The following is a 22088-nucleotide window of genomic DNA, read 5'->3' on the forward strand; positions in this document are numbered from 1 at the left end:
CCGCCTCACGGGGTACATGACTGTTCAAAACGCCTCCCAATCATCGTTGGCATTCGCCAACTGACGATTCTGTTTCAAAGCCTGATTTGAGCTACGAGAATGTTGCTGACCCGATGGTGACCGCTCACCCCGCCCGGAGGACTGACCCAGGGCCGGCATTTCACTTACCTTATTCGGTAACCGCTGGATCGATTCGGCACCAACGCCGCGCAGACGGAAAGCGGCAATGGCCGTACTCAAGACCAGGGTCTGCTGCTCAAGCTGCGAAGCGGCACGTGCCGAGGACTGCACTCGAGTGGCATTCTGTTGCGTCACCTCATCCATCTGCGCGATCGCCTGGTTGATTTGCGTAATGCCGCTGCTCTGCTCCTCTGAGGCAGCGGTGATCTCGCCCATGATGTCGTTGACGCGTGTAGCGGCTGACACCACCTCCCCAATGGCTTCTTCTGCTGACTTGACCAGCCCTGCACCGCTGTCGATTTCTTTGGCCGAGCCAGAGATCAGGCCGCGAATCTCTTTGGATGCCGAACTGCTGCGACCGGCCAGGCTACGAACCTCTTCGGCGACCACGGCAAAGCCGCGACCGTGTTCACCAGCGCGCGCCGCCTCTACCGAAGCGTTGAGCGCCAGAATATTGGTCTGGAAAGCGATCGAATCGATGACGTCGATAATCTCGGTCATCTTGCGCGAGCTTGCCGTGATGCGTTCCATGGTATCGACGACTTGGTTCATCAACTCGCCGGCATTGCCCACCTGGGTGGCGTTCTCCACCGCAAGGGTGCTGGCCTGACGCGCATTGTCGGCGTTCTGCCTGACCGTAGTGGTCATCTCTTCCATGCTGGAGGCAGTTTCTTGCAACGAGGCAGCCTGCTGCTCGGTGCGCGATGACAGGTCTTCGTTGCCCTGCGCGATATCACGCGCCGCTGGCCCTACCACCGTCACGCTGCCGTTGACGTCATTGATGATCGTGCCGAGGCTCTTGCGCATCGTATTCAGAGCCACCATCAAGCGCCCGGCCTCATCATCGCGATGCCCCGGCATGGTGGCGGCGAGATTCCCCGCAGCGATCTGCTGAGTGAACTGCATCGATTCACGCAGCGGCTTGACCAGCGCCCGGATGGTCAGCGCGCCCAGCAGAACAAGCAGCAGCATCCCGACGGCCAGCAGCACCCCCTGAATGAAGATCATCTGCTGCTGATCGGCCTCGGCCAGCTCGGCGATGCTGGCGGCATTTGCCTGCTTGTCGGCCACCAGGTCATTGATGGTAGTGGAGAGCTCATCGCCCTTGGGGCGCAACACCTCGTTGAAGGCCACATAGGCCTTGTAAAAATCACCCGAGTCGAGCGCCGCTATCGCCGCATTCAGGCCATCATCGATATAGACATCGAGCCCCTCGGCGAAGGTCTGCTCTGTGGCCGAGAGATTGTCACTCTCGCCGACGAAACCGCCCCAGGCGCCTTCAAGCTTTGTCACCAGCTCACCGACCGTCGCTTTGAGACTGTCCACATCGGCAGACATCGGGTTACTGACAGGCCCATCGAGCTGATCACGCCCCTGGGTCATCAACTGCTCGATACGCTGTAAACGCGCCACGTCCTCAAGGCCATCCCGGTTGATCTCATTGAGTCGCTCGCCGGCAACGTTGAGACTGAAAAGTCCCAGGCTGCTGCTGGCCACCAGCAGCAGCACCGAGACCCCGATCATGGTCGTCAAGCGAGAACGCATGCTGCGCAGATTGACTTGCCGCAGCCGGCTCAGCACACCGCGACGCCGCAATCTACCGCGCTCGAGTGTCAGGTGCTTGCCGCGGCCTTCGCGGATCAGCGCATAGCTGCGTTCCGCTTCCTCGATAGCCTCGCGCGTCGCCTGAACCCTTAGCGAGGCATAGCCAACCAGCTCACCGTCCTCGATGATCGGAGTGACGCTGGCATGAACCCAGTAATGATCCCCATCCTTACGGCGGTTCTTGACCAGCCCGGCCCAGCTTTCTCCTGCCTTGAGGGTCTCCCACATGTTGGCGAAGGCTTCCACCGGCATGTCGGGATGGCGCACCAGATTGTGCGGCGACCCTAGCAACTCTTCCTGGGAAAAGCCGCTGATCTTGATGAAAGCCGGGTTGGCATAGGTGATGCGCCCCTTGGTATCCGTTCTCGAGATCAGGAAGTCGTCTTCTTTCAGCTCTACTTCCCGCTGCGTGACAGGCTGGTTATTGCGCATCTATTCCCCCTTGCATTGGACCCTGCGAGTCCTGACAGACTTGTTTGTTATATTCAGATTCAATGAACTAAATCGGCACCAGGCATTCTTGTCGCCTAAAATGACGACCAGTCATCGTCAGGTGACGCCGAAGACCTGGAAGCCCGGCTCGATGGCTGATCAGACTTGCCGATGAGCTGAGGCATCCAGCGGGCGAGTTCGGCGTCATCGTCGTGCCGATGATGCGCTGTCGCCGTATCGGTACGAAAAGCAGGTGCCGACTCGCTTGCCTGGCTGCCTAGACGGAAAGTGGCAACGGCCGTGCGCAGTTGCTCAGCCTCTCGCTCCAACTCGCTGGCAGCATTGGCGGCCTGCTCGACCAGCACGGCGTTCTGCTGCGTCACCTGGTCCATCTGAGTCACTGCCTGGTTGACCTGACCGATGCCATTGCTCTGCTCTTGGGAGGCGGCCGCAATTTCATCCATGATGTCGCTGACGCGCTGAACCGCTGAAACGATCGCCTCCATGGTCTGGCCCGCGCGATCCACAAGCGCCGTACCCTCTGTCACGCGGGCCACCGAGGCTTCAATCAGACTGCGAATCTCCTTTGACGCCCCGCTACTGCGTCCAGCCAGGTTGCGCACCTCTTCAGCAACGACGGCAAAGCCGCGACCATGCTCGCCTGCCCGCGCGGCCTCGACCGATGCGTTGAGCGCCAAAATATTGGTCTGAAAAGCAATCGAGTCGATTACCTTGATGATTTCACTGACTTGATGTGAGCTGTCATTGATACCGCGCATGGTGCCAACCACTTCGCTCACCACCTCTCCGCCGCGGCGGGCGGTATGGGAAGCATCAACGGCCAACTGGCTGGCCTGGCGGGCGTTATCGGCATTCTGACTGACCGTGGAGGTCAGCTCTTCCATGCTCGAGGCTGTTTCCTGCAGAGAAGCCGCCTGTTGCTCGGTCCGAGACGACAGGTCGGTGTTGCCCAGCGAAATTTCCTGAGCGTGGCGGTGGATCACCTGGCCACCCTGGCGAACCTTACCGACGGTCCGCGCAAGACTCTGCTGCATGTGGTCCATCGCCGCGAACAGGCGACCAATCTCATTGTCCCCTCGCTGCTCAACGACTCCTGACAAATCCCCCTTGGCCATGCGCTCGAAATGCCCCACAGCCCGTTCCAGCGGGCGAATGACATTCACCGTAACGCCCCACAGCACTAAGGCAATGGTGATAAACGTGACACCCAACACAACAAAGATACCAAGCTCGACCAGTTGGGCTTTATCGGCCACCGCCCCCAGGTCACTGACGGCATAGAGTCCAAGCGCACTGAGCACGAGGATCAGGCTGGTAAAGGTTACCAACACCAAGCCCCAGCTCATCCGCACCGTCATGTTGTCAATCAACTTCATGAAAACCCCTTCCCTTTAATGGCGTCACCCAGCTACTGACGCCGTCCATAATTGAGCGTCACCACCGCCCTCTCAGGCCGGCAGCCACAACCCTCGCCGTATCGTCAGGGCGAAATGATGGGGCGGTTGTTGTCGTTATTGCCTTGCTAAGACTCACTTTCGATCAGCTTCGCTCATGGACAAACTCGTCACATGTCGAGCGTGCTATCGCAACGTACTGTCGAAACGTACTGTCGAAACGTACTGTCGAATCTAAAGGGGTTATCGGCCGGAAGCGGGCAGGTCTTTAGGAAGGAAGTGCAAGGCAAGAAAAAAATTGCATCAAAATGACATCGCCCGGCAATGACCGGGCGATGAAAGTGGCGATACCAGGCAGCATCAGGCGTCGATGGTATCCACCAGCGCCATTTCCTCACTGGTCAACAGCTTGTCGATATCGACCAGCACCAACATCCGATCCTCGAGGCTGCCGAGACCGCTCAAGTAATCGGACGACAAGGTGACCCCGAACTCTGGAGCAGGCTTGATCTGCTCAGGTGTCAGCGTCATCACATCGGAAACCCCGTCCACGACGATACCGACGATCCGCTCGCCCACATTGACAACGATCACCACCGTCTGTCCGCCGTACTCGACATTTTCCAGGTGGAACTTGATGCGCAGATCGACGATCGGAACGATCACGCCACGCAGGTTGGTCACCCCTTTGATGAATTCCGGCGCGTTGGCAATGCGCGTGACATTCTCGTAGCCGCGAATTTCCTGCACCTTGAGAATATCGATGGCATATTCTTCATCCCCCAGTGAAAACACCAGGAACTCACGGCTATGTGCCTCTGTAGCAGCGGCACTGGCGGCATTCAGGTCTGTCATTATACTTCTACCTCCTTGGCAGGCGTGGTCTGGCGACGGGCGCTCAGCGCCTCTCTTTTGGTTCGGCTCAGGCGATGCAGGTCAGTGACATCCAGGATCAAGGCCACGCTGCCATCACCGAGTATGGTGGCCGCGGACACGCCGGAGACCTTGCGATAGTTGGTTTCCAGGTTCTTGACCACCACTTGCTGCTGACCGATCAAATCGTCAACCAGCAAGGCATAGCGGCGACCTTCGCCCTGCACGATCACAGCGATACAACTGGTCGGCTCGGTCTCGGCTTCGGCGACGTCCAAGGCCTGATGAACGGCGACAACCGGCAGGTATTCATCCCGCACCTTCATCACCACGTCATCACCGGCCATGGCATAAATGTCTTCTTTGCGCGGCTGAAGCGACTCCAGCACCGTGCTGAGCGGTAGAATGAACATCTCGTTGCCGACCTTGATCGACATGCCATCAAGGATCGCCAGGGTCAGCGGTAACACGATGCGGGTGGTAGTGCCTTGTCCCTGACGAGACTGGATCTCGACATGGCCACCCATCGCCTGGATGTTGCGCTTGACCACATCCATGCCGACACCGCGCCCTGAAACATCACTGACCTGGTCAGCGGTAGAGAAACCGGGCGCGAAGATGAGTTGCCAAACGTCGTCATCACTCATGTTCTCAGCAGTAGGAACGCCGTTGGCCTCCGCCTTGGCCAGCAATTTCTCGCGATTCAAGCCGGCGCCATCGTCTTTGACCTCAATCAGGATATTACCGCCCTGATGTTGCGCCGAGAGGGTCAGGCGCCCAGTACGGGATTTACCAGCTGCCTCGCGCTTATCCGGAGACTCGATGCCATGGTCGAGGCTATTGCGCACCAGGTGAGTAAGCGGGTCGATGATGCGCTCGGTGAGACTCTTGTCGAGCTCAGTGGACTCACCTTCGGTGACGAGTTCCACGTTCTTGTCGAGCTTGGCGGCCAGGTCTCGCACCAGCCGCGGAAAGCGACTGAAGACATAGTCCATCGGCACCATACGGATCGACATGACCGCCTCTTGCAGGTCGCGGGCATTGCGCTGCAAGAGGCTCATGCCATTGACCAATGCACCACCCTGAGTCGCATCCATTTCACTGACGGTCTGATCCAGCATCGACTGGGTAATGATCAACTCGCCGACCAGGTTGATGATCTGATCGACCTTGTTGACCGGCACACGAATCGAAGACTCACCGCTGCTCGCCGCCTTGGGTTTGGCCTTGGCCTTATTATCCTGCGCCTTGTTGGCAGGCTTGCTCGACTCCACCTTGGCAGGTGGCTCAGGCGACTTTTCCGGTGACTGTTTTTCCTGTGGCTTATTTTCCTGAGCCTTTGCTGTCGCCTCACCTTGCTGAGGAGTTTTCTCAGCCGCTTTGCCTGACGCACCCACATCCGACTGAGCCGCATCAGACCGAGCCGCAGCATCTGAAACGTCGGCCGCCGGACCGCCAGCCGCAACTATTTCCAGTTGCTCGGGCTCGACGATGAAGCACATCACCATTTCGATATCATCGACGCTGGTCGAAGTCTCCAGCAGCACCTCGTAGCGACTGCTGTCACCGCGACGCTCGATGATTTCACCAAAGTTGGCCAGCTCTTCGACCAGCAACTCGCGGTCCTTGTCGGCGATACCCAGCAGCGCAATACTCAACCGCCCCTCTGCACTGTCTTCACCACCACTTACGCCAGGCGACCCTTCCTGAGACGGCGGCGTCGGTTCAGGCTCGGCCTTGGCTGCTGATGCAGCTCCCGGCGCATCATCGCCAACCTTCTTGCCCATCTCATCAAGAGCGAGTTGTTTTAAGGTCTGACAGATGCGCTCGAAGGCTTCAGGGTCGGGTTCGCCACCCTGTCGATAGGCATCAAGTTGATCGTGCAGCATATCCTTGGCTTCCAAAAAGGTGTCGACGATATCTCTGCGTAGCACCAGCTCGCCGTGACGCGTGTAATCGAGCAGGTTCTCGAGCAGATGGGTAGTGTGCTGCAAGACATCGAAGCCGAAAGTGCCGGCACCACCCTTTATTGAATGCGCCGCTCGAAAGATCGCATTTAGCTGTTCTGGATCGGGCTCGTCGACATCCAGCTCAAGCAGATGCCTCTCCATATCACCGAGCAGCTCTTCGGCTTCTTCAAAGAATGTTTCGTAAAATTCACTGATATCCATGTTCGTCCCCGAACTGATCATATAACCGGCCGACAGGAGTCATTGAGCGCCTACCGGCTGGCTCACGCCCTCTAGGAATTCTTCAATCGGCAAGGAATTTCCCTGCTCATTCTTTATGGGCGGCTGCCCTACCCTTTCGCCTCGAGCGCCTTGATTTCGGATGTGATCGGCCACTTGCTGATACAACACCACTAACGCAATACGACGATTAATCGCATCACCGGGCTCGCTATCCGGAATCGGCACTTGGTCGCCCATACCTGCGACTCTCAGCAGCCGGTCAGGCTCAAGCCCTCCAGCGACCAACTCTCGGCGCGAAGCATTGGCGCGGTCGCTAGAGAGCTCCCAATTGCTGTAGCCCTGCAGCCCACCCAGATACGGCACGTTATCGGTATGGCCACTGATACTGATCGGATTTGGCACTTCATTGAGGAGAGGCGCCAGCGTCCGAAGCAAACGGCGCATGTAAGGGGCGACCTGATCGCTCCCCAGTTCAAACATTGGGCGTTTGTCAGTATCGACCAACTGGATGCGCAAGCCCTCGCGCGTCATATCAAAACGCAGCTGGTTGCGCAATTCACGCAATACAGGGTCGGCCTGAATGGCGTTTTCCACGCTGCGGCGCAGGTCCTTGAAGCGCTGCTGCATTTCGCTTGGCCGATGATCAATGCGCCGATCAATGCGCTCACGCTCACCTTCGGTAGTGGTCGGGTCGGGGCCACCACCAGGGATGACATTGCGAGTGTTGGCTTGCTTTTCGCCACCCGCGATAGCTGTCAGTAATGGCGTACTAAAATACTCGGCCACGCCCTGACGCTGCTCTCGACTCGCCGACGAGAGGATCCACAGGACCAAAAAAAGCGCCATCAAAGCCGTCATGAAATCGGCCAGGGCAATTTTCCAGCTACCACCATGGTGACCATGAACGACTTTCTTGCGCCGGATGACAATGGGGGGGCCCTGCGAACTCATGCGCCTCCCGTTCCAGCAGAGGCCTTGGCGGATCGCACATGCTCTTCAAGCTCGGCAAAGCCGGGACGTTCGTCGCTGTGCAGCGCTTTGCGGCCAAATTCCACGGCAAGTTGCGGCGCATAGCCATTGAGACTGGCAAGCAGCGTCACGCGAATGCACTGCAGCATCTTGACGCCTTCCTGAACCTGACGGTCAATGCGGCTCGACAGTGGATTGAAGAAGCCATAGCCAAGCAAGATACCGAGAAAAGTCCCCACCAGGGCATGAGCAATCATCACGCCCATCTGCTCGGGTCCGGCATCCGCGGAGCTCAGTGCTTTCACCACCCCCATGACCGCCGCCACGATACCGAATGCCGGAAGGCCGTCACCGACCTTTGCCAAGGCATCAGCAGGGATGTGTGCCTCGTGCTCGAAGGCTTCAATCTCATGAAGCATCAGCTCATCCAGCTGATGGGGATCCATGCCGCCACTGACCATCAGGCGTAAATAGTCAGTGATAAAATTCATGATCATGGGATCATTGACGACCCGCGGATGCTCGGTGAACAGCGGGCTATCCTCAGGCGCATCGATATCTCGCTCGATACCCAGCATCCCTTCGCGACGGACCTTGCTCAGCAGCTTGTACAACACTGCCATGACTTCCATATAGGTCTGCTTGTCATACTTGGCCGTACGCTTGAGCTTGGAAAAGCTCTTGATCGTCGCCTTCATTGCCTTGCCGTTGTTGGCAGCAATAAATGCACCCAAGGCACCACCGAAAATCATGAGAAATTCGGTGGGCTGGTAGAGAGGGCCTAGCTCGCCACCGGCGAGGGCAAAACCGCCGAATACCGATAGCGTTACGATAATGAACCCGAGAGGTATAAACACAAGCTACGTCCTTCACTGCGGCGAATAGCGTCTTATATGTCTATCGGCAAGGTGTCGACGGCCTTGAGGCCCAGAAGCGAAAAAAGGTCGGCCAGGGAGCGACCCAACGAAAAAGCCCTGGCGGTCGGGCCAGGGCTTAAGCAGGGAGGCAATGTCCTACACCAAGCTTTTACTCACGACATGCGCGATGCTGCGGCACGATGCTCAGGTGTGGCCAAGCTGGAGGTGGGCGCTGCGTCTTTCCCCTTGGCCATACGCTTGCGAGTCTTACCTGCCCTTGAGGGCGGCTGACAGATCCCGCACACAAACTCCTGAGTCGGCGTATGCGCATGAGCCACGTATTGACCACGGCACGATGTGCAGGTAGCCAGCTCCAGCAGCTCACTCTCGAAGAAGCGCACCAACGTCCAAGCACGCGTCAGGCCCAGAACCGGCTCGGCGCCGTCCAGGCCGACTTGCTCGAGGTAAAGCCGAAAGGCCTTGACAAAGGCCTCCATACGATCACATTCACAATCTTCTAGCAGGCGGTAGTAGTAATTATAAAAAAGCGACGAGTGAATATTAGGAAGCCATGTAATAAACCAGTCCGTGGAAAATGGCAGCATCCCCTTGGGAGGCGACATGCCGCGCACCTCCTTATAAAGCCTGATTAAACGACCGCGACTGAGGTCAGTTTCGGTTTCCAGTACCTGCAGCCGGGCACCAAGCTCAATCAACTCAACAGCCATCTGGATCTGCTGCATCTCCATCACTAGGCTCTTTTCACTCATGCCATGCCTCCCGTTGAATGGCATGTCGAAGTGGATGGAGCCTGTGACAGGATCATTGACGCATGCGTGTGGATAAGGCCATGTTCGCGCCTCTGCCGAACCAGGGCCTGCAATTGAGTAGCGTCACCCAAGCTTAACTGGCAAAGCAATTGGTTAGTGCGTGAGAGCTGACCCAGCTGCCGCGCCGAGAGTGAGGTTAGAAGGTCCGCCATCTCTCCATCGACCTTGAGCCGAAACATGGCCGTGGCCCGATCGTCGGCTAGTAGGCGCTGCGCCAATAGCAAATACGACAGATTCAAATCCTGGATTTCATCCAGGAGCTGCTCATTAACCATTCCTGACCCCTGCGAAGGCATGCAATTATCAAACGATCAGTCCTTGTCTGACTAGGTGTGTCAGCTTTTTTTATGGGACTGTCTGATCTATCTTTTGACCATTGTTAGTTTTTTAGCATTACATTTTCAACCGTGCGCAAGCGAACCTTTGCTGACGGGTTACAAATAGGTAACGGGGGAAAGCGGGGGTAAAAGGCCGCAAATTGCGAACCAAGCCCCATGCAGGCGATGAAAAAATGCTAGCCGCGGGCAACGCAATTTTCCTTAATACACATTTTTTTTCTTTTCTTTACATGAAAAGAAATTAGTTTGCTCATTACTGGCCAACCCTCCGGAAGGCTGGAAGAACATAAGGATCATAATCATTAACAACATGACGCAATCCTCCCCCCCATGCATCAATCGGATTGGGGCGCCAGGTCACGCACCCAGACCAGTAATTCAGCAATAACTTGGTAGAGTTCTGGTGGGATCTTTTCATCAAGGTCGAGCTGCATCAGCATGTTGACCAATGCAGGCGCATCGTGGACAAAAATATCGTTTTCCCTGGCCGCTTCGATGATGCGATCCGCCATGTCGCCGTAGCCCTTGGCAACGACATGCGGCGCCCGTTCACCTTGATGGTAGGCTAACGCCACCGCTTGGCGCCGCTCGCCCCGAGAGTTAGCGCTCACACCGAGCCTCCTTTGCCTTGCCGCTCGACCATATGCAAGCCGACGGCCTCAAAGCCGCAGGCCTGCAAACGCGAACGCAAGTCAGCCTCACCAGTATGCAGCCGGGCCAGAACCTCCTGATTCTCGGCAGACAGCGTAATATCCAGCTGCTTGGGAGCAAAACGCAGCATCACATCCAGACTCCCCAGTCCCGCCACCTGCAGCGACATTTGCGTCTGCCACGCCCCCTGATCGGCTTCTTCGTCAGCCTCATCAGATGTTGATTGCTCGCCACCGCGCTGTCCTCCCTGCGGCATCTGTAAGACGAGCGCCATAAACACCCCCGACCAGACATCCCCTTCCCAGCGCAATACCGGCGACGGAGTCGCGAGCATTTCCAGTTGATGACGCACCACGTTCTGCTGTGCGTCATCAAGGCCATCCACACTCGCCGAGGCATGATGTGAACGCTCCGCACCAGCGGCAGGCAGGGGTATTTCTGCACGCTCAGCGCCACCAACTTGTTGGTAAGCCTGATGCGTCGGGCTTCCGCCAGCAGGGTTAGGACTAACGCCTGACGTCTGCGCCATTGAAGAAGCATTAGACCCAAGAGATGCTCCGGCTCCTGCTTGGGCTGCTGAACTGGCGGAGCCGCCGGTCGCAACAGGCACTGAACCGCCTCCCCCACGTTGAGCGCTGGCCTCTGGGCCAGCCATCGGCACGGAGCCCACAAGAATGCTCGCCCAGGCGGAACCCGACAGAGACGCGGGCGCAGGCAATGGCATTGACATCGGCGACGGCGCCGACGTGACTGGTGTCAACTGTTGAAAGAGGTTGGCGCTATTAGCGCGATTCATTTGAGGTTCGAGCGCCAGCTGCTGTCGAGGCAGCTCGCCACGGTACCACTTGGCCAAATGTGATTCGTAAAAAAGCCCACTTGTCTCGATGCTCTGCTGTAGACGAGAGGCGACTTGAGTCGATGGCGCCGTACTCGCCTCGGCTGGCAGCAAGGGGCCCTGTACGCGTAGCGTGGAGGGTGGCGCCGGAAAACGCTCGAGCACGCTGGCGATGGTTTGCGCCGATGCGCTGAAATGCGTTTGGGTGGAAGGCTGAGCACCGGGCCGGGATAGATCGGAAGGAGAGACCCCCTGCCCCTGGGAACGGCCAACTAACGGCGATGAAACCGTTCCCTGTCTAGGGTCTAGCCGAGAGTCACTGCGCAGTGCTTGAACGGCATCGCTCGGGCTCGAAGGCTGCACCGGAGCATTGAGCTCCCGCGGCACGGGCACATCGACCCGCTTCCCCAATACCTGATGGAGCAGGGTATCGATCAAAGGCGTTATGCCACTCAAGCATCACCCTTCTTGAATCGCGAAGGACCGCCAAGCACCTGAGACCCCGCCGCGCCTCCATATGCGCTATCAACCGAACGCTTGCGCCGGCTGGCATCCAGCAGTGCGCCAAGCTCGTCACGCCGCTTGTTTAGGCGACGGCGAATTTCCAGGTCATCTTCGAGAATACGCTCCAGCAGCGATGCCTTGCGCTCGCGCTGCACGACATCCAATGTTTTACCGGCCTCGATTCTCGATAGCCGTTCGACTTCGATGACGTAGTCAGCCTCTTCCTCAAGCAGGCGGCTCCAGTCTTCCTCGCAGGCAAAGGCGAGCATTCGGCTAGAGCGCTCCAACAGCGCCTCATAACCGGAAATAATATCGTCATGGGCACCATCGCCTTCTTCGAACCGCCGCTCAGTCATGTCACACCCCGTCAGACCGGCCACCGATCTCGCGCCAGGCAGAACCGATATTTTCGAGAAGTGCCGAGGCCTCATCAAGACGTTCGAGGTCATTACGTAGATTAGCTTCCATTAGCAGGCGAGCCACGTAGTCGTAAAGCGACCACAGCCGCTCAGCAATTTCCCCGCCCTTTTCCGCATCGAGTGCGGCCTGCAGGCCGTTATTGACAATATCTAACGCCTTGGAAATAGCGAGGCCCTTCTCCGGCACATTGCCATCCTGCATATGGATGCGTGCCTTACGAATCGATGCCTGCGCACCGTCAAACAGCATGGCAATGAGCTGATGCGGTGTAGCCGACATGACGCCGCTCTCAACGCCGACGCGAGCGTAGGCCTTGGCTCCCTTGCTGTAAGCGGCGGCTCCTCTCATGGCACTCATGGTCCTTTCCTCGTATTCAGCATAATTGGTGACTGACGCTTCTGGTGCTGTTCAGGCAGTTAGTTTCTACCCAGCTGAGCGTTCATATTGTCGAACTGTTGAGTCAAGTAGCTACTCGTCGAGTTCATATTGGCGATCATGCTGTCCAGTTGAGCGAACTGTTCACGATAGCGAGCAATCGTATCGTTGATATTTTCCTCAGTGCGCGTGTAGCGTTCACCCAAGCGTTCGATGCTATCTTCAAGGCCCTGCGTCGAGTTGGCGATCAAGCCACCTTCTTCCAACATGCGCCCCAGCACGCCATCGACCTGACCAGCCAAGCCGCCTGCCTCATCGGTACCGGTGAAAAAATCACTGAGGGCGGCCAGGTCATTGTCGACTGCATCTCCTAGCTTTTCTTCATCGAGCTCGAGCGTCCCATCGACCTGAAGACTAATGCCGACATCCGAAAGCATCTGGAACGTGCCATCCCCGGCACTGCCACCCAAGGCATTACGAAGTTGAGACTCGACACTACGCAGCGTGCTATCGCCCAGCAGCTCACCCGCATCACCGGTTTCTGCATTGAAGCTGGTCAGGTCCGCCATCTTCTCCTGCAGCTTGTTGTAGCTGTCGACGAAGCCTTTAACCGCAGACTTCACAGCACCGCTGTCACGCTCGACGCCAAGGGTCGCGCTACCCGTCTCGGCAATGGAGAGCGTCACACCCTGCACCGCCCCTTCGACGGTATTGGACTGGCTGGAAATATCGATGCCATTGACGCTCAATTTGGCATTGGCGGCGGCGACTGACTCTGTCATACCGTCTATCGCCATACCCAGGTCACTACCGGTATCGCTAAAAGCTACGGTTATCTGAGACTCGGTGCCGGTCGCCTCGGATGTCAGTACCAGCCGATAAGGCTGGTCAACAGTGCCACTACCATCGAAGCCGCCACCATCATTGACTATCGACGCCTGCACGCCTGCACCCGACGCATTGATACTGTCGCGCACGTCTTCAAGCGTACTGTCGGCAGTGACCTCGATGACCGTATCGTCGCCGCCTCCCACGCTTACCGTCAGTGTTCCCGCGGATGCCAGGCGTTCAGAGCTGCTGGCTACACCATTGGCGGCCAGGCTCTGAGCCCGGGCGAGCTGAGTCACCTCAATATCGTATCTGCCGGGCGCAGCGTCGCTGCCCCCTGCTGCCGTCACGGCATCGCCAGTTACCTCGCTGGTCACGCCCTGAAAGAACTCGGCGTCATTCAGCTTAGCGGCAGCATCTTGAAACTGGGTCAGCGCACTCTCAAGCTGACCATAGGCAGAAATCTGCGACTGGTAGCTCTGCTGTTGCTGCGTGATGGGCGCGAGCTTTTCACGCTCAGCGCTTTTGAGCTGATCAAGCAGCCCATTGAGATCGAGCCCCGAGCCGATACCCAGGGATGAAATCGTCGCCATGCCGGTGCCTCCTGTTGCGAGCCATTCTGCCAAGTAGAGCGCCACCGCGAGGGGCCGAATAGCTTCTTAAATTGCCGTTATTTCACCTATCGGCGCCCAGCATCAGAACTTGAGGAACACATTACGCAATCTGCCCTTGGTCATTGAGACCGCCACCGCACCCTCAAGCAGTCCGTGTTCAAGAATCGCTTGCCGGCACGACAACCCTCTCGGTTGGCTTGCCAAGCTGGGCCAACGCCCTTCCCTCCAGCATGGCACCCAGCGTCTTCGGCTCAGGCGCAGCGATATGCTCGGTCAGCAGAACGCGGGAAGGCTGCCCCTGCGCATCCACCCGCAACACCCAGGCCAACTCACCACCGGCATAGCGCACCAGGGTACCGATAGGAGCGATGCCAAAGTGACGGACATAGCGCTGAACCCAGCGCTGATCGAACAGTTGCGGCTGTTCCAGCAGGTGTTTATAGATGGCATCGATAGCCCAGGCAGGACGGTCAGGGCGCTCACGCCCCATCGCATCGACGACGTCCACCACCGCCATTAGCCGCGCAAGCTCGTGCAGCTGTTCACCTTTTAATCCACGCGGGTAGCCAGAGCCGTCCAGGCGCTCGTTGGCACCGCCAACCACCGCCTGAGTGACCGCACGAGACAACCAGTTACATTGCGCAAGACTGCGCATGACACTCTCTACATGAACCTGAAGCTCGCGGTACTGAGCCTGATCCAGTGACGTTGCCTGACGTACGTTCTCCGGCAATAGCGCCTTGCCCAAGTCGTGCACCATGGCACAGGCCAACAAGGCCTTGCGCAGGTCCCGGGGCATGGAGTGCTGACCGGCGATATCCGCCAGCCGAACGGCCACGGCCAACCCATGCTGAACCAACACCGATTCACGCTGCATGCAGACAAGTGCAAAAAGCACCGCCTCCCGGTCTTCATCCAACAATGCCAATAGCCGATCGGCATGGCGTGACAACTGAATGGCATCCAGGTGGCGACCTTGCTTCAGCGCAAAGAGCTGGTTATCCAGATAGGCGGCAAGGCGTGACAGCCTTCGCGCCATGGGCGTGGCAAATTCACGATGATGTGCTGCCGATTGAATGGGTTTCTGCTCACTCGCCTGAAACAACGGGGAAGGTTCCTTTGTCGGCTTCCCTTCACTGGCACTTTCTCTGGCACGCCGAGCCGCTTCACGCTCGATCTCACGCACGAAGAACCAGAGCTGCCTTTCTTGCTCGGGGCTGCATCCGATGAACTCAAAGCCCGCCAACATGACCTGTCGTTCATGGTCCGAGTGATCGTGACGCAAGGCCCCATTGACCTCCAACTGACTGCCATTGGGAAAGATCAGCTTGAGCCGTATTGTCGATGATGCAGAGGCCAGCACCGATCCCGTTCCCAACGGCAGAACCACCAGCGCACCTTCAAGCGAAAGGTTCTTGAGCACCCCCTGCAAAGGCTCATGGCCTTGTGAATGCCCCAGCAGCACGGTGGTGTCCATGCTCATGGTCAACTCGGCACGGAAATTGTCACGACGCTGCAACACCTCCAACTGCTCAGGGTAAGGCGCCTCGCATAACAGACGACCCTCGAGCTCGTAGGCCTGCGAGATGTTCAGCACCGGCGTACGCACCAGCTTGGATCGCGCCTGGCCCAGCAACCGGAAGCCAAGCCCTCGCTTCAGGTCCCCCGCAACCTCACGAATGGCGCTAATATCCAATACCAGCGATTCATCCGCGCGAACCTCCATCAACAAAACAGGGAGCGGCTGGCTCACTGGCTTATCAAGCATCAGCGAAGCGCCACCCGGCTCGCTCAAGACATCCAGCAACCCTTGAATATCACGCGCACTGTTTACCGGCTCGTAGTCGCTAGCAGCTTCTGCCATCCCATCCTCGTCTCTTCGATTGTACTGCCCACGCAGCCGCCGCTGTGCGGGCAGAAACGTCCATGTTTTTTGCTATCGGCTTGATATAACAAATCTTTAAGGCTACTAAAGACCGGCTAACGGCGCTCACCGGCCCGCGCCCGTTATGCTCGTCAGCGACTCGAACCGCCCCTCAGTGGAAAAACTCAGGCGGTAATAGCCCTCTACCCCGTGCTTGCCCACTACCCTGCTCAAGGCACTAGCGGGAAATGCCACGCGGCGCCCATCCAACGCTTGAGCGTATACCTGCTGCACCTGCCCCTCGTAGTAATCCAGGCATTGCTTGCGGCTTAGACTCAGCCAGATATCGACACTCGGCACCGCGCACTCCTTGTTTATGCTAATCCACTGCCCGCCCTCTTGGCTTGCGATGGCGACGCCATGAGGAAATACTGATGACACTACTTTACCGACTAAGCGTCGTTAGCGCCGTCCCCCAATCACAGGTGATGCCATGCAGGTCGCTCCCATCACAGCCTTTCAGCCCACTGTCCAGCGTCCCACCGGGCAAGTAGAGGCCGCCGCGGCATCCAGAGCCGCCAGTGACAAGGCATCCGCCCACCAGTCGGCACAAATTTCCGCACAAGCGACCAATGCCCAGGCCACCTCCAGGATACAGCCGCCCAAACAGGCAGATGCCGCCGAGCCAGGCCAACAAACAGATAGCAAGACTACCAGCAAGTCAGATACCTCCGAGCGTGCCGAGGCCCAGCATAAAAAGGCCAACGGCGAGGTATTGACCGAAGCCGAGCTACAACAGCTCGACCGGCTCAAGCAAACCGACCGCGAAGTGCGCCAGCACGAACACGCTCATCAGAGCTCGGGCGGCCAGTACGCCGGGCGCATCGAGTATGAGTACGAGCGAGGCCCGGATGGCCAGCAGTATGCCGTAGCCGGCGAAGTATCAATCGACTCAAGCCCCGTGCCCGGCGATCCTGCCGCCACCATCGACAAGATGGAACAGGTTCGCGCCGCGGCTACTGCTCCCGCCGAACCCTCGGCGCAGGACCGCAAGGTCGCCGCCCAAGCCAACCAGCACCTGATCGCTGCGCGCCTGGAGCTCGCCATGCAGCAGCGCGAGATGGACGGCGCCCGCAACACAACCAACGTGCCCCAGCAGCCGGACGCTTCAGCCGACGGCCAATCGGCCTTTCAGCCTTCAGCCTGAGGTCGTATCAAAAAATCTGCATCAAGCCCCTAAAGCTTTGCGGGCGCCTTCCGATAACTAGGGTAACGGCCAACGGCGCCGTTGCGGCAGGCCCGGAGCGCTAACGTGACGGGCCCGCCAATGGAGCCCTCAACAGCTTGGAAGGAAATCACTATGTCCGTGATCAATACCAACATCACTTCGATGATCGGTCAGCAGAACTTGAACGAGTCGAAGAACGCCCTGACCACCTCCATGGAGCGCCTCTCCTCCGGCCTGCGCATCAACAGCGCCAAGGACGACGCCGCCGGTCAGGCCATCGCCAACCGCATGTCCAGCCAGATTACCGGTCTCTCTCAGGCACAGCGTAACGCCAACGACGGCATCTCTGTTGCCCAGACCGCCGAAGGTGCGCTGAACCAGGTCAATGACAACCTGCAGCGTATCCGTGAACTGAGCGTTCAGGCCCAGAACGGCACCAACAACCAGGAAGACCTGACCTCCATCCAGAACGAGATCAACCAGCGGCTGGGCGAGATCGACCGCATCTCCGAAGAGACCAGCTTCAATGGCACCAAAGTGCTGGACAGCGATCAGGAGCTGTCCATCCAAGTCGGCGCCAACGACGGTGAAAGCATTTCGATCAGCCTGAGCCAGATCAACGCCGAAACCCTGGGCCTGAGCAACTTCAATGTCGATGGTCAGGCCGAGATCGAAAATACCGCCGCAACCGAAGATGACCTCAAGGTCGCCGCTAACGTCTCCGTATCCACTGGGTCGGGCGACTATACGCTTGAACAAAGCAACACAGCGGCTACTGCCTCGGATGTGCTGTCACAGCTGTCAAGCGGCGACACCGTCGATGTCACCAGTGGCGGTGCTATCACCGACGCGACTCAATTCGGCCTTGCCAGCGGCACCATTTCTGGTGGCAGTGCCACTCTAACCAGTGACGGTTCCGGCAGCTTTAGTCTGCCTGACGTAACCGCCTTCAGCGGCAGCGATGCCGCCGCCCTGGCCACCGGTACCGCCGAGGCCCCCACCAGCGCCACCTACACCTTCAGTGGCGGATCCCAGGACGTACTGATCGATAGCACGGGCAACATCACGGACACAGACGGCAATCAGCTGTACCTCACAGGGAATGATGAGCTGACTCTCAACGACGGTGGTTCTGGCTCAGCCGCCGCCAGTGCAACCAATGTAACTGCTGCTATTTCTGCTGACGCCAACGCAGCAGGCAACATTAAACTAGCCATCGATGGCGGGCCGACTATTGAGTCCAATGGTGCTGCCGATAGTGACGCCACACTCTCCGGTGTAACCGTCACCAGCGATGAACTCACCACGCTCGCAGCCGATAACAGCAACACCATTGAAACCACGGTTCAAACATCGGGCACGGCGGAAAACATCAACATCCAAAGTGACGGCAGTGTCGTCGAGGATTCTTCCGGAGATGCGGTGTACGTCAGCGCCGACGACGGCTCGACCCTGGTAGATACCGACACCACCGACACCGAGCTCTTTGTCCGCGAGAATGGCAACATTACCGACAATGCGGCGAATCAGTATTTCGTCGATGAAAGCGGCAGCCTTACCACCGAGGCCACCAGCCCGGGCACCAAGACTGAAGACCCCCTCCAGGCCCTGGACTCGGCGCTTAGCGACGTCGATGCTCTGCGCTCCGACCTGGGTGCCATCCAGAATCGCTTCGATTCTGCGATCACCAACCTGAGCACCACCGAGACCAACCTCTCGGCTGCTCGCTCGCGCATCGAGGATGCCGACTACGCCACCGAGGTCGCGGACATGACCCGCGCCCAGATCCTGCAGCAGGCAGGCACCTCCGTACTGGCGCAGGCCAACCAGATCCCGCAGGGCGTGCTTTCCCTGCTCGGTTAAGGCGAAAGCACTGGGAGCCTTGTCTCCTAAGGCACTTGATAGACCGGCCCTCAGGGGCCGGTTTTTTTATTCGCCAAAAACAACTGAAATGCCTGCCCTTTCTCACCCTTCCTTCTCAACCAGCCTCGCTAAGATGGAGGAGGCCCACAACTGGTTATAAGAGTTTCCCATGCCCCCCAAAAATACCACCACACACCACTATCGTAAGCCTCGCCTGCTATGGGCGAACGCCTTCTGCCTGCTGGACACTTCCAGCGGCGCCAGCATGAGCGTACGTGAAATGCTCCACCAACTGCTTGCTCAGGGTTACGACGTTCAGACGCTAGGGTGCACGATCTTCGACAACCCGAAAGGCGCCGGAAAGCTAAAAAGCCACTTAAAAAAGACGCCTGCAAAAACCCATCAGCTGATAGACGTGCCCGACGGGCAGCTCACTCACCAGCTGCTGGTGACAAAAAACACGTATCGTAAGAACATAACCGCCCACGAGGAAAGCCTATGGTATAGTCAGTATCTTTACCTACTGGATAGCTTTAAGCCTGACGTAGTCTGGTTTTATGGTGGTCAAACACTGGATTTACTGATCGCCGATGAAGCGCGCGCGCGAGGAATTCCCTCCGCCTTTTACCTGGCTAACGGTAATTACATGTCGCCACGCTGGTCGCGCGACGTCGATCTAGTACTGACCGACAGCGAGGCGACGGCCCAGATGTACCACCAGAAAGTTGGTTTTAGGGCGAGTCCTGTTGGCAAGTTTATCGACCCAGATAAATTCATCGCCACACACCATCAGCGTAAACACCTGCTATTCGTCAATCCCTCATGGGAAAAAGGGGCAAGCATCATTGTCCAGCTAGCACTGAAGCTGGAGCGTGAGCGACCGGATATCACCCTGGAAGTCGTGGAAGCCCGGGCCGACTGGCAACATGTGCTACGCGAGACGACCCGCCGGCTTGGCCAAGAACGCGATAACCTGCCGAACGTGGTTGTCACGGCCAATACCAACGATATGCGACCAATATACGAGCGCGCACGCGTATTATTGGCCCCCAGCCTGTGGTGGGAAAGCGGCGCCAGGGTGCTGGCCGAAGCGATGCTCAACGGCATACCAACCATTGTCAGCAATCATGGCGGCAGCGCGGGATTAATTGAAGACGCCGGTGTAATACTGGACTTTCCCGAGGCATGCTATGAGCCCCCTTATCAGCACAGCATGACGGATGACGAGCTACAGCCACTCTTCGAGACCGTTGTAAACCTGTTCAATGGTGCATCGCTGTATGAAGAATACGTGGAAAAAGCATGGCGTGTGGGTAGAGAAAGACACCATATCGATGTCAGCACGCGACGCCTCACCAGAGCGCTGGGTCCATTGGTCAAAAAACGCGCAGGCAACAAGGACTTTCTCAGACTGCAACGCAAGGGCCACAAGCATCACTTGGCCGGCACCGCGGGCAAGCCGGCGTTCACCCGGGTCTCAACTACGCCACAACCACAATCTCAACAGCATCCGTCACCTAACGGCCACAATGAGCCTTCGAGCAAGCCTACGTCACTCTTCCGGAAAGATGTCGACTGGCAGCTAGACAGCCAGGTCATCGTGCTGGATAACTCCGCCACACTACTCAAAAACAGCAAGACAAACACACTGCTAAAGAATAAAGCACTCGCTATCATTGCATTCGACCCCGCCAGCCAAGTTGAAAACTTGGCGCTTTACGAAGGTAGCGACGATATTCAGATCTTCCCCCACGCCCTGCTGGGAGATGGCACCCCTACTACTCTCCATATTTGCCTTGACCCCTTACTGACAAGCACGCTGAAACCGCTTCCTGCGCAAGAGGTGCCAGAAGCTTACCGCCAAGGCGCGCAGGTCATCGTAGAACTCCCCATTCAGAGCATTCGCCTGGATAGCATTAAAGGACTGAACACCCTTGACTGGCTGATTCTCGATCACCTCAGCGACAGCCTTGCAATTCTGCAAAATGGAGACAACGCCATAAAAGACACCCTGGTAATTGAAGCCAGGTCCAGCATTCAATCCACGCATTGCAACCAGCCAGACATTGATGACATCAATGAGGAAATGGCACATCGAGGCTTTCAGTTATATAGATCAAATAGCATACACCAACTCAACCCCGAAGAGATGGCAGCCAGCAACAGCACTACTGCACTTTTCTTACCAAGCCAAGATCGCTTAGCGAAGATGGCAGACGCCGACAAAAAGAAGCTAATCCTTATTCTTCACAGCTTCTATCTCCCTAGCGATGAAGTACATGCATTCATATCAAAAACTGATAAAAACATGGCGGACATGTACTTAATCCATATCTCAAATGGAATAAACTTATACAACTCTGCCACCTCCATGCCAAACAAAGGCAAGGCGCATAATGCAGATGAAGACACAGCACCACACAACCATGAAGTAGAAGAAACCAAGGATGACAACATCTTGGTTTCTGGAAAAATCATTTTTTAACCAGCACTGGATCGGCCATGCCTATTCTATATAAAGGAAACGAGAGAGTCATTTTCTCGCACATCCCCAAGACAGCCGGCACATCGCTATATGTCTGGTTCGCCGATAATGGCTGGATGATATCAAACCTTCACCTGCTAAATATTGGAACAGGGAATATTTTTCGGCAAAGATACAACATCTGGCAATGCCAAATGGAAGGGAAACCACCAGAAGGTGTCAGCCCACAGCATGCCACTGCCTGTGACTTTTCCAAATGGGGTGACTTCACTTCCGGATTTTGCATCGTCCGACACCCCTTGACGCGCTTTGCATCAGAGTTGAAGTATTTTTTCCCCAACTTCTGCAAAGAAAAGGGTGTTAGCAGGGTCACCGATTCTCTGATTGATCACTACATCAACCTTTATGCCAACAATGCTTTTAGGGACCACGAAAAAGACAAAACCATACGAGACAACCATATTCGCCATCAAATAGACTTCATCGATGGAAACACAAACGTCTTATATTATGAAGGCGAGTGGAAAAGCTGGCTATCAAAGAAATACTCCCTAAAGGGAACTCCTCCCCATGAAAACAAAGACAAATTAGACATCAACTTCCACAACTACATAGATAAAGATTTGGAAGAAAGGATATATAACTTTTATACACCCGATTATAAAACGCTAGGCTACCCCAGAGACCATCGAAAAGTGGTTGCCATTTAACCCGCCGATAGGACATCTCC

At 57.0% G+C, this 22088-nt stretch carries 19 protein-coding genes; 4 read left to right on the forward strand and 15 right to left on the reverse strand.

Annotated elements, in window-relative coordinates; genetic code table 11:
* Positions 1–24 precede the first annotated feature (24 nt).
* The 15 genes from HUS66_RS04105 to HUS66_RS04175 all read right to left on the reverse strand — a co-directional run bounded on the left by HUS66_RS04105 (position 25) and on the right by HUS66_RS04175 (position 16223).
* Positions 25–2217 carry a methyl-accepting chemotaxis protein gene (locus HUS66_RS04105; protein ID WP_175069684.1) on the reverse strand — a complete coding sequence of 731 codons (2193 nt, stop codon included), beginning with the start codon at positions 2215–2217 and terminating at the stop codon, positions 25–27.
* A 95-nt stretch (positions 2218–2312) separates the two neighbouring features.
* On the reverse strand, positions 2313–3614 hold the full coding sequence (locus tag HUS66_RS04110; RefSeq protein ID WP_175069685.1) for a methyl-accepting chemotaxis protein: 1302 nt from the start codon (positions 3612–3614) through the stop codon (positions 2313–2315).
* A 378-nt stretch (positions 3615–3992) separates the two neighbouring features.
* Positions 3993–4487: a chemotaxis protein CheW gene (gene cheW, locus HUS66_RS04115; protein WP_175069686.1), complete on the reverse strand. Its 495-nt coding sequence runs from the start codon at positions 4485–4487 to the stop codon at positions 3993–3995.
* Entirely contained in the window at positions 4487–6676 is a 2190-nt protein-coding gene (gene cheA, locus HUS66_RS04120; protein WP_175069687.1) for a chemotaxis protein CheA, read from the reverse strand. The genes cheW and cheA overlap by 1 nt, the downstream gene beginning before the upstream one ends.
* 39 nt (positions 6677–6715) lie before the next feature.
* Positions 6716–7648 (reverse strand): flagellar motor protein MotB, encoded by a 933-nt coding sequence (motB, locus tag HUS66_RS04125; RefSeq protein ID WP_175069688.1) that lies wholly within the window; start codon positions 7646–7648, stop codon positions 6716–6718.
* Entirely contained in the window at positions 7645–8523 is an 879-nt protein-coding gene (gene motA, locus HUS66_RS04130; protein WP_175069689.1) for a flagellar motor stator protein MotA, read from the reverse strand. Before motA ends, motB begins: the two co-directional genes overlap by 4 nt.
* Before the next feature lie 173 nt (positions 8524–8696).
* Entirely contained in the window at positions 8697–9293 is a 597-nt protein-coding gene (gene flhC, locus HUS66_RS04135; protein ID WP_112053430.1) for a flagellar transcriptional regulator FlhC, read from the reverse strand.
* On the reverse strand, positions 9290–9649 hold the full coding sequence (flhD, locus tag HUS66_RS04140; protein ID WP_309251207.1) for a flagellar transcriptional regulator FlhD: 360 nt from the start codon (positions 9647–9649) through the stop codon (positions 9290–9292). Before flhD ends, flhC begins: the two co-directional genes overlap by 4 nt.
* A 377-nt stretch (positions 9650–10026) precedes the next feature.
* Positions 10027–10302, reverse strand: coding sequence for an EscU/YscU/HrcU family type III secretion system export apparatus switch protein (locus tag HUS66_RS04145; RefSeq protein ID WP_112053432.1), 276 nt, complete (start codon positions 10300–10302; stop codon positions 10027–10029).
* Positions 10299–10694 carry a flagellar hook-length control protein FliK gene (locus tag HUS66_RS17730; RefSeq protein ID WP_175069690.1) on the reverse strand — a complete coding sequence of 132 codons (396 nt, stop codon included), beginning with the start codon at positions 10692–10694 and terminating at the stop codon, positions 10299–10301. The genes HUS66_RS04145 and HUS66_RS17730 overlap by 4 nt, the downstream gene beginning before the upstream one ends.
* A 935-nt stretch (positions 10695–11629) precedes the next feature.
* A complete protein-coding gene (gene fliT, locus HUS66_RS04155; RefSeq protein ID WP_175069691.1) occupies positions 11630–12037 on the reverse strand; it encodes a flagellar protein FliT in 408 nt (135 codons plus the stop codon).
* Position 12038: 1 nt separating this feature from the next.
* A complete protein-coding gene (fliS, locus tag HUS66_RS04160) occupies positions 12039–12458 on the reverse strand; it encodes a flagellar export chaperone FliS (RefSeq protein WP_112053435.1) in 420 nt (139 codons plus the stop codon).
* A 59-nt stretch (positions 12459–12517) separates the two neighbouring features.
* A complete protein-coding gene (fliD, locus tag HUS66_RS04165; protein ID WP_340162734.1) occupies positions 12518–13930 on the reverse strand; it encodes a flagellar filament capping protein FliD in 1413 nt (470 codons plus the stop codon).
* A 145-nt stretch (positions 13931–14075) separates the two neighbouring features.
* Positions 14076–15782 (reverse strand): HD domain-containing phosphohydrolase, encoded by a 1707-nt coding sequence (locus HUS66_RS04170; protein WP_175069692.1) that lies wholly within the window; start codon positions 15780–15782, stop codon positions 14076–14078.
* Between the two features lie 126 nt (positions 15783–15908).
* Entirely contained in the window at positions 15909–16223 is a 315-nt protein-coding gene (locus tag HUS66_RS04175) for a DUF2835 family protein (RefSeq protein WP_340162735.1), read from the reverse strand.
* A gap of 52 nt (positions 16224–16275) precedes the next feature.
* Here HUS66_RS04175 and HUS66_RS04180 point away from each other — a divergent pair, with 52 nt between their 5' ends.
* From HUS66_RS04180 to HUS66_RS04195, 4 genes are all read left to right on the forward strand, one after another.
* On the forward strand, positions 16276–16989 hold the full coding sequence (locus HUS66_RS04180) for a putative metalloprotease CJM1_0395 family protein (protein ID WP_175069694.1): 714 nt from the start codon (positions 16276–16278) through the stop codon (positions 16987–16989).
* A gap of 153 nt (positions 16990–17142) precedes the next feature.
* On the forward strand, positions 17143–18873 hold the full coding sequence (locus HUS66_RS04185) for a flagellin (RefSeq protein ID WP_175069695.1): 1731 nt from the start codon (positions 17143–17145) through the stop codon (positions 18871–18873).
* Between the two features lie 169 nt (positions 18874–19042).
* The gene (locus HUS66_RS04190) at positions 19043–21358 is read left to right on the forward strand and encodes a glycosyltransferase family 4 protein (RefSeq protein WP_175069696.1); all 2316 of its coding nucleotides are present in this window, start codon (positions 19043–19045) and stop codon (positions 21356–21358) included.
* Positions 21359–21375: 17 nt separating this feature from the next.
* A complete protein-coding gene (locus HUS66_RS04195; protein WP_175069697.1) occupies positions 21376–22068 on the forward strand; it encodes a sulfotransferase family 2 domain-containing protein in 693 nt (230 codons plus the stop codon).
* The last annotated feature ends 20 nt before the right edge of the window (positions 22069–22088 follow it).

The organism is Onishia taeanensis (genome assembly GCF_013349955.1).
In the GTDB taxonomy this organism is placed as follows: domain Bacteria; phylum Pseudomonadota; class Gammaproteobacteria; order Pseudomonadales; family Halomonadaceae; genus Onishia; species Onishia taeanensis_B.